Source organism: Campylobacter concisus, assembly GCF_002913865.1.
In the GTDB taxonomy this organism is placed as follows: Bacteria; Campylobacterota; Campylobacteria; order Campylobacterales; family Campylobacteraceae; genus Campylobacter_A; species Campylobacter_A concisus_AM.
The window spans coordinates 1-8310 of sequence record NZ_POYX01000130.1; the positions used below are offsets into that span (position 1 = coordinate 1).

Below are 8310 nucleotides of genomic sequence, written 5' to 3' on the forward strand. Positions count from 1 at the left end.
GCATATAAATTCCGGTTGAAACGACTATGCTAAGAAGAGCGTTTTTAAACTTTAAATGCACCAAAATAGCCGTAAAAACCGCCACTATCTCGCTTAAGCCATATGGAAACTCGCTAAATTTCGTATCTTTTAGCCCGTAGCAGACCAAAACGACCATTATCATCATACCCATATGCTTCTCGATAGCGTCTAAATAAGGATTTGGCTTATAGTTTCTTAACGCATAAAATGGCGTCACTCTCGTTATAAAAGTAGCCAAGGCACTTAAAAGCACCGCCACAAAAAGCACCATCTCGCTTGAGCTTACACTTATCAAATTTTATCCTTAAACAAAAGCAAAAATACAAAACAAAGCGCCATCGAGCCAACAAGCACAAATTTAGCTGGAAACAGGCTCACTCCAAGCACGCCAAAAAAGACCGCCGCAAAGAGCACGCGGTAGTTTTTATCATTTTTAAACATCTCGATGACGACCACTATAAAAAGCGAGGTCAAACTAAACTCAAGCCCCTTTGTATCGGCCTTTATAAGATCGCCAAGTATCGCTCCAAGCAGCGTCCCAGCCGCCCAGTAAGACCAAGATAAGAGATTTAGCCAGGTAAAGACAAAACTTCGCTCACTTGCATCCTTTAGCCCTAAATTTTTAAATATCGCAAAGGTCTCATCTGTTAGCAAAGCGATGTTTAAAAGCCTAAATTTGATCCCGCCATACTCTTTTAAAAGTGAAATTCCATAAAAAGTGTGGCGCAAATTTACAAGGTAGCTCACGATAAAGACCTCAACATAGCTCGTGCCAACGCTAAAGAGCGAGAGCATCATAAACTGCGCTGCTCCACCGTATGCTAGCGTGCTAAGTGCCACAGCGATAAATGCGCTCACTCCCATGCTTTTTGCCAGCACGCCAAAGGCGACACCAAGCGGAAAATAGCCCATAAAGATAGGAATGGATAGTTTAAAAACGTAGTTAAATGTCAAATTTTTACCTTAATAAAAGCCAAAATGTTAGCAAAAATTTGAAAATTTAGGATAAAGGCTAGAAATTCTAGCCTTGTAGGGTAAAATTTGAGATTAAAATTTGATGATCTCGCCGTCATTTGGGATAGTGATCTTGCTCTCTATACCTTCTTTTTTAACAAATTCACGAAGATCCTTACGGCTTACACTTGTGTGATTTACGGCGTCCATATGCACTGCAATGATAGTCGCGCCATTAAGCACTTTTGCGGCATGAGCTACGTCGGCTTTACCCATTATGATACCGTTGTCAGGAAATGCTAGCACGCGAGCGTCTCCCGTATTCATCACGACTACACTAGGATTAAATTTGTTTAGAGCCTTATTTACGTCCGCAGTCCAAAGCGTATCGCCCATGACATAAAGCGTCTTGTGCCCCTTTGCTTCAAACACTACGCCCATCGCATCGCCCAAAATAGCACCAAGCTGCTTGTTTTCATACATCTCTACCGTGCCGTGAGCGCCGCCTGCTTTATATAGTTTCACTCCTTTAAATTCAGCCGATTCGTCTAGCACTCTTACGTCTTTAAAGCCTTGCTTTTTGATTAGCGCCGCATCATCGTTATGCTGAGCAAAGATAACGATATCTTTAGGTAAAATTTCAGCCGCGACCTCATCCCAGTGATCAGGATGCGTGTGCGTAACGATGATCGCATCGACGCCCTTATACACATCTTTTGCATCCATAGGAAGTTCTATCAAAGGATTTCTAAGGTGTGAGTTTAGCGTCCCCTCAAAGCCAGGATATTTACCCTTTGGTGCAAGATACGGGTCGAGCAAAAAGTTCACTCCCGCATAGTTTATCTTTGCGGTAGCGTTTCTGATATGCTGAAAGCTGTCTTGTGCGTTTGCCACGCCAAAGCCCAAAAATAGAGCGACTAAAAATAAAATTTTGTTTATTTTCATTATTTCTCCTTGTAAAATTTACTAACTAAAAATACCAAAAAAGGCTAAGAATATATTTAAAAGAGTTAAATTTAAAGAATAGATTTTGTTCTTATAAATTTAATGACCTTTTCGCATTTTAAAACTAAATTTTATAAAATAACAACAAAATTTATAAAGAAAATTTCTATGAAAAAGATAGTTTTACTAATATTTTTAACACTAAATTTAATAGCTCTAATGACAAATCCAAATATCAAAATCCCTCAAGCAAATAGCTGCAACATCGAGGATAACTGCATCAACTTTAGCCGCAAATATAGCGATGATGAGTATAAAAGGCTATTTGGAGTTTATAAAAGTGAGTGCGAGGTTAAAAATTTAGACGCATGCATCTATCTGGCTGAGTTTTATAAAAATGGGCTTGGCGTAAAAAAAGACGTGACAAAATCACTAGAAATTCTTAACAAAGCTTGCGATGAAAATAACAAATTTGCCTGTCACAACCTTGGTGTTGAGTATCAAGAGATGAAAGATCACAAAATGGCTTTAGAAGCTTTTAAAAAAGGCTGCGATCTAGCTTTTATACAAAGCTGTTTTAACGTCGCAGTTTTATATAATAACGGCGGCGGCGTAAAAAGAGATTATAAAAAGGCAAGCAAAATTTACAAAGAAGTTTGTGAGCAAAATTTCTATGAAGGATGCTACAATCTAGCAGTTTTATACCACAACACGCCAGGCGTAAAGCGCGACTACAAAGAAGCGATAAAGCTTTACAAAAAGGCTTGTGATAGCGACTTTAGCATCTCTTGCTACAACCTAGCGAGCTTATATCAAGAGCAAAAAGAGTATGAAAAGGCTAGCAAGCTCTATTTTAAAGCTTGCAAGCTTGACTTTGCCGATGCTTGTAATAACCTAGCCAGCCTTTACGACGACGCACTTGGCGTAGAAAAAGATGATGAAGTGGCGTTTAGGTATTACAACAAAGCGTGCAGGCTAGATAGCGCAAGTGGGTGCAAACATCTCGCATATTTTTATTACCATGGCATAGGGACAAAAAAGGATAAAAAGCTGTCAAAAAAAGAGCTTAACAAAGCTTGCAAACTAGGTCTTAAAGAGGCTTGCGAGATAGTTAGAGATTTTCACTAAAGAGCGTTTATGAAAAAGCTAATTTTTTCTTTATCTCTCTTTTTGCTTCTAAATGCAGAAAATTTAGACGAGATATGCCAAAGCGATGGCGATATAAGAGCAAATTTAACGAGCTGTTACAAGGCTGCTACAAAAATTTATAACTCATCAAGCGATGATAAAGAGTTTAAAAAGCTACAAGAGATATTTTTACTAGCTTGCAAAAATGATATGAAAGAGGGTTGCTACAGCGCTGCGCTCATCTATATAAATGGCTACAACGACGTTAGTAGCGAGCTTAATCAAACTATCATATTAAATAGATACGCTAGATTTCTTAACTACGCGCTTTTAGATAACGGCAAAAAAGAGGATAAAACGACTGCCAAAAGCTACTTTCAAAGATCATGCGAGCTAGGCTTTAAAAAGGGCTGCGATATGAGAAATTTGCTAAATTCTCTTGGGTATTAAATTTCACATCCTAAACGATAATGAGAATATATTTACTATAAATTTAGACATTTTTATCTAAACTTATTTAAATTTTTAAAAAGGCAGGCAATGAAAAAGATCGTTTTACTTTTATCTTCTGCAGCTCTTTTGTGGAGTGCAAATTTAGACCAAAAAGCGCTTGAGACAAAGTGCGAAAAGGCTGACGCCACAAGCTGCTACGAGCTTGGAGCTATCTATCAAGAGAGCAAAGCCTACCAAAAAGCGGGCGAGTTTTACAAAAAAGCTTGCGAGCTAAAACACGCAAGTGCCTGCAGTAGCGTGGGCGTACTCTACGACATGGACTACATAAAAGATGTAAATAACAAAAATGCAGCCAAATTTTACCAAAAGGGCTGCGAGCTAAACGACGGCTTTGGCTGCGCAAGGCTCGGCTTTGTCCATACGCTAGATAAAAACTATCAAAAGTCAAAAGAGCTCTTTTTAAGGGCATGCGAGCTAAAAGATGGCGACGGATACTACGGCCTTGCGCTTTTATACTATGACGGAAATGGCGTAAAGCAAGACGCCAAAAAGGCAAAAGAGCTCTTTGAAAAGAGCTGCGACCTAGACGCTCCAGCAGGCTGCAATAGCCTTGGCATGATGCTTTATAGCGGAAAATACGTAGAAAAAGATCAAAAAAGAGCTAGCAAACTCTTCATAAAAGCTTGCGAAATGGACTTTGGCGATGGTTGCCACAACCTTGGGGTTATTTATTTTGAAGCAAAAGGAGATAAAAATTTAGCTAAAAAATACTTTGGCAAGTCTTGCGAGCTAGGCAACGACGAAGACTGCCAAATTTACAATGGCTTATAAATTTAATGTACCTGCCCTTTTGGACCCTTGCCCTTTGGGGTTTTATGTGAAAAGTAAAAAACATCAAGCGTAAAAGCAACGAGTATAAGTCCAACAATAGCCAAAGTCGCGTCCATATCACCTACCTTTTAAGTCCATTTACTATCTCTAACATCGAATCACTCGTAGTTATCGCCTTTGAGTTTGCCTCGTATGCACGCTGACCTGTGATAAGGTCAGTCATCTCTTCAACTAGCTGCACGTTACTCATCTCGACAAAGCCTTGTCTAATGGTGCCAAGTCCGTCAAGGCCTGCTACACCTACCACCACATCGCCGCTAGCGCTTGTTTGAAGGTAATTATTATCCCCCATCGAGTGAAGACCGGCTGGATTTATGAAATTTGCTAGCTCGATCTGACCTATCTGAGCCATGTCTGTTTCGCCAGCTTGAAGCACTGAAACGGTGCCGTCAGTGCCTATTGAAATTTGTGTCGCATTTGCAGGGACTGTGATCTGCGGGATGAGCTGGTAGCCGTCGCTATTTACGATCGTGCCGTTTGCGTCAAGCTTAAATGCGCCGTTTCTAGTGTAAGCCGTCGTGCCATCTGGGAGTTGAATTTGAAAAAAGCCGTTGCCAGCTATGACCATATCTAGGTTGTTGCTAGTCTCTTTAAAATAGCCCTGAGAGAAAATTTTATTTATCGCTGTTGGGCGCACGCCAAGACCTACTTCGATGCCTGTCGGGCTTGTGGTAGTCTGGCTTGTTGCCGTGCCTGCGTACTCCATGACTTGATACATAAGATCAGCAAATTCAGCTCTATTTTTCTTATATCCATAGGTATTTACGTTTGCGATGTTGTGTGAGGTTACGTCTATCTGCGTCTGCTCGGCGATCATGCCAGTGGCCGCAGTGTAAAGTGATCTCATCATAGTTTTATCCTTTTATTAAGCTTTTAGGGCTAGTTTTTGAACAGCATCTTGGTTAAGGTCAGTCATGTGGCTTGTCATAACCTTTTGATACATATCAACTAAGCGCTGGGTTTCTATTAGACCCACCATTTCTAAGACTGGATTTACATTTGACATCTGAGCGTAGCCTTGCATCAAGCTATCAGCCTCGTCAAGCTCGGTTATGTCGTCAAAATTTCTACTCTCAAAGAGATTATCGCCGACCTTTTTTAGATCCCTTATCTCTCTTGGCTGAGCGATGTAAAATTTAGAAAATTGATTGTTATTTGAGTATAAATTTCCATTTTTATCAACAGTTAGCACCTCGCCTTGTGGCACTTGGATGCCTCTTTGGCCTGGATTTTGCGCTTCATAGCCACTTGGTAGCACCTTGTAGCCTTCTTTTGTGACGATGTAGCCGTCCGCGTCAATGCTAAAAGAGCCATTTTTGCTTAGTTTTACACCATTTGGAGTATCGACTAAGAAAAAAGCATCGTCTCTTTTTATCGCAAAGTCAAGCGTGTTTGAGCTGTATTTAAAGCCGCCAGCGCTAAAGTCGGTGTATTCTTCGCTCACTTGTGGCACACGATCAAGTGTTCTATTTAGAAATTTAGCTCCGTCTTTTGTGTGATTTTTAAGCGGAAGCTCATCTTGTGTCTCTTTAAAAATTCTCGCAAAGTCGCCAATGACTACGTCATTTCGCTTGTAGCCGATCGTATTTACATTTGCAAGGTTGTTTGAGATGACATTTAGTCTGTTAAACTGCGTTACCATACCAGCAGTGGCTTGATAATAACCATTTTGCATAAAATTTCCTAATCAAAATTTGATTTTTATAGCTATTAAGCAATCATCGTTCCAACTTTCTTTTTATAGACGTTTAAAAAATTTTGGGTATAATCCACTTTCTTTTAACCAATACTTAAATCACAATGATACGATTTGAAAGGAATTTTATGAGCGCCGCAAAAGACTCTTTTTCTCAAATAGAAGAGCTTTTTGTTGAAAATGCAAAAGGCTTTTTGACATACGAAAAATTAGTAAAATTATTAGACAAAGCTCCGACGGCTACAATAGTAAAAAAGATAGAACAACTAGCAAAAACAAACAAGGTCCAGCTCATCACATCTGCTGAAGCTGCAAAGCTTAGAAATTTAGCTGATGCTAAAAAACGTCAAGAAAATGCTCAAAAAAGTGACCAAGATATCGACGAGGATCTCGATCTTTCAGGCGAGAGCGACCTTTTAGAGTGGTCAAGATCAGATAGTCCAGTAAGGATGTATCTAAGAGAGATGGGTCAGATCGCGCTTCTTACAAAAGAAGAAGAGGTGGAGATCAGCAAGAGGATCGAGCTTGGCGAAGATATCATCATCGATGCATTTTGCTCGGTGCCGTTTTTGATCGATTTCATACTTGATTACAAAGAGCCGCTCATCAATAGAGAACGCCGTGTAAAAGAGCTTTTTAAAAGCTTTGAAGACGAGAGCGAAAATGAAAATGAAGAGAGCGAAGAGGATATAGACGAAGAGGATGAGGAGAACGAAGAGAACGAAACTCCTAAAAAATCAGCCAAAAACGACAAGCGTGCAGAAAAAGTTATAGAGAGCTTCAAAGCCCTTGAAAAGGCTAAAAAAGAGTGGCTAAAGACTGCAAACAAGCAAGATAAAGTTGAAAGCGACGACACAGCTTCAAAGATGACGCTTGCGTTTAAAAAGAAAATTTTAAAAGAGAAGCTGATGGATCTTGGTCCAACAAGTAAGCTAATCAGCGAGATCGTAAAATCAATGGAGACAGCACTAAAAAGCGATGATGAATTTGACAGAGAGCTAAAACGCTTGGAGTATCGCTTACCGATGTTTAGCGACGAGCTAAAGAAAAATCACAAAAGCATCTTAAAAGATATCATCAAGCTTAGCAAAGAAGAGATCGCAGCTCGCGTGCCAGAGGCTACGATGGTATCGACCTACGTCGAGATCAAAAAGCTTTTTACGACAAAAGAGGCGAGCAAACAAGGCTTTGACCTTGAGCCAGCAAGACTAAAAGAAATTTTGGAGCAGATCAAACGTGGAAAGAAAATTTCAGACGAAGCAAAAGCTAGAATGGCTAAGTCAAACCTCCGTCTTGTCGTAAGTATCGCAAAACGCTACACAAACAGGGGCTTGCCGTTTTTAGATCTCATCCAAGAGGGCAACATCGGTCTTATGAAAGCGGTTGATAAATTTGAATATAGAAAAGGATATAAATTTTCAACCTACGCCACATGGTGGATCCGCCAGGCTATCTCGCGCGCGATCGCCGATCAGGCAAGGACGATTAGGATACCTATCCACATGATAGAGACGATCAATCGTATCAACAAAATCAACCGCAAATACCTCCAAGAAGAGGGAAAAGAGCCTGACGTAAGCGTCATCGCAAAAGAGGTCGGACTAAGCGTTGATAAGGTAAAACAGGTGATCAAGATTACAAAAGAGCCTATTAGCCTTGAAGCTCCTATCGCAAACGAAGAGGACGGTAAATTTGGAGATTTTGTTGAAGACAAAACTTCGCTATCACCGATAGATCAAATTTTAAAAAGTGACCTTAGAGAGCAGATCGACGATGTGCTTTCACAGCTAAATGAGCGTGAAAAGGCAGTTATTTCGATGAGATTTGGCTTGCTTGAAGACGAGAGCGACCGCACACTTGAAGAGATCGGCAAGGCACTAAACGTCACTCGTGAGCGCGTCCGCCAGATAGAAAGCTCGGCTATTAAAAAACTAAAACACCCAAAAGTTGGTAGAAAACTCAAAAACTACATCGAGGGCTAACAAGCCCTGCCCTTTTGGGCGTCCGCATCTAAATTCTTTAAATTTCTGAAATTTACTTTCTAGTCTATAATTAAGTTATTTTCGCAACAAAAGCACCAAAAAAGACAAGCAAAAATTTAATGTTTTTGTATGGCATTTTTGCCCTATTTTTGTGTATATACTATTGTTTAGACAGCTTTCTTTGGGAAATTTATAGCGGCTATACCCTTTAAAAGACTTTCTCTTTGAAAAATTTATAGC

General features: G+C 40.0%; 9 protein-coding genes. 4 read left to right on the forward strand and 5 right to left on the reverse strand.

The features are described from left to right. The 3 genes from CYP77_RS08380 to CYP77_RS08390 form a co-directional block, all read right to left on the reverse strand. Window positions 1-316, reverse strand: a 316-nt coding sequence (locus CYP77_RS08380; protein ID WP_103599740.1) for a branched-chain amino acid transporter permease, incomplete at its 3' end; no start/stop codon positions are given. Further along, window positions 313-975, reverse strand: a complete 663-nt coding sequence (locus CYP77_RS08385; RefSeq protein ID WP_103566961.1) for an AzlC family ABC transporter permease — start codon at window positions 973-975, stop codon at window positions 313-315. The genes CYP77_RS08380 and CYP77_RS08385, both read right to left, overlap by 4 nt. Window positions 976-1068: 93 nt before the next feature. Beyond that, window positions 1069-1920 carry an MBL fold metallo-hydrolase gene (locus CYP77_RS08390; protein WP_103566960.1) on the reverse strand — a complete coding sequence of 284 codons (852 nt, stop codon included), beginning with the start codon at window positions 1918-1920 and terminating at the stop codon, window positions 1069-1071. A gap of 168 nt (window positions 1921-2088) precedes the next feature. On the opposite strand from CYP77_RS08390, the gene CYP77_RS08395 reads away from it, so the two are divergent. The 3 genes from CYP77_RS08395 to CYP77_RS08405 all read left to right on the forward strand — a co-directional run bounded on the left by CYP77_RS08395 (window position 2089) and on the right by CYP77_RS08405 (window position 4332). Continuing rightward, window positions 2089-3048 carry a tetratricopeptide repeat protein gene (locus CYP77_RS08395; RefSeq protein WP_103599741.1) on the forward strand — a complete coding sequence of 320 codons (960 nt, stop codon included), beginning with the start codon at window positions 2089-2091 and terminating at the stop codon, window positions 3046-3048. Window positions 3049-3057: 9 nt separating this feature from the next. Continuing rightward, a complete protein-coding gene (locus tag CYP77_RS08400) occupies window positions 3058-3498 on the forward strand; it encodes a sel1 repeat family protein (RefSeq protein ID WP_103566985.1) in 441 nt (146 codons plus the stop codon). A gap of 90 nt (window positions 3499-3588) precedes the next feature. After that, window positions 3589-4332 carry a tetratricopeptide repeat protein gene (locus CYP77_RS08405; RefSeq protein WP_103566986.1) on the forward strand — a complete coding sequence of 248 codons (744 nt, stop codon included), beginning with the start codon at window positions 3589-3591 and terminating at the stop codon, window positions 4330-4332. Between the two features lie 121 nt (window positions 4333-4453). On the opposite strand, the gene flgG is transcribed toward CYP77_RS08405, so the two are convergent. Continuing rightward, window positions 4454-5242 carry a flagellar basal-body rod protein FlgG gene (flgG, locus tag CYP77_RS08415; protein WP_002942100.1) on the reverse strand — a complete coding sequence of 263 codons (789 nt, stop codon included), beginning with the start codon at window positions 5240-5242 and terminating at the stop codon, window positions 4454-4456. A 15-nt stretch (window positions 5243-5257) separates the two neighbouring features. Then, window positions 5258-6067: a flagellar hook-basal body protein gene (locus CYP77_RS08420; RefSeq protein WP_103566987.1), complete on the reverse strand. Its 810-nt coding sequence runs from the start codon at window positions 6065-6067 to the stop codon at window positions 5258-5260. 149 nt (window positions 6068-6216) lie between these two features. Between CYP77_RS08420 and rpoD the strand changes: the two genes are divergently transcribed. After that, a complete protein-coding gene (gene rpoD, locus CYP77_RS08425) occupies window positions 6217-8070 on the forward strand; it encodes an RNA polymerase sigma factor RpoD (RefSeq protein ID WP_103566988.1) in 1854 nt (617 codons plus the stop codon). The last annotated feature ends 240 nt before the right edge of the window (window positions 8071-8310 follow it).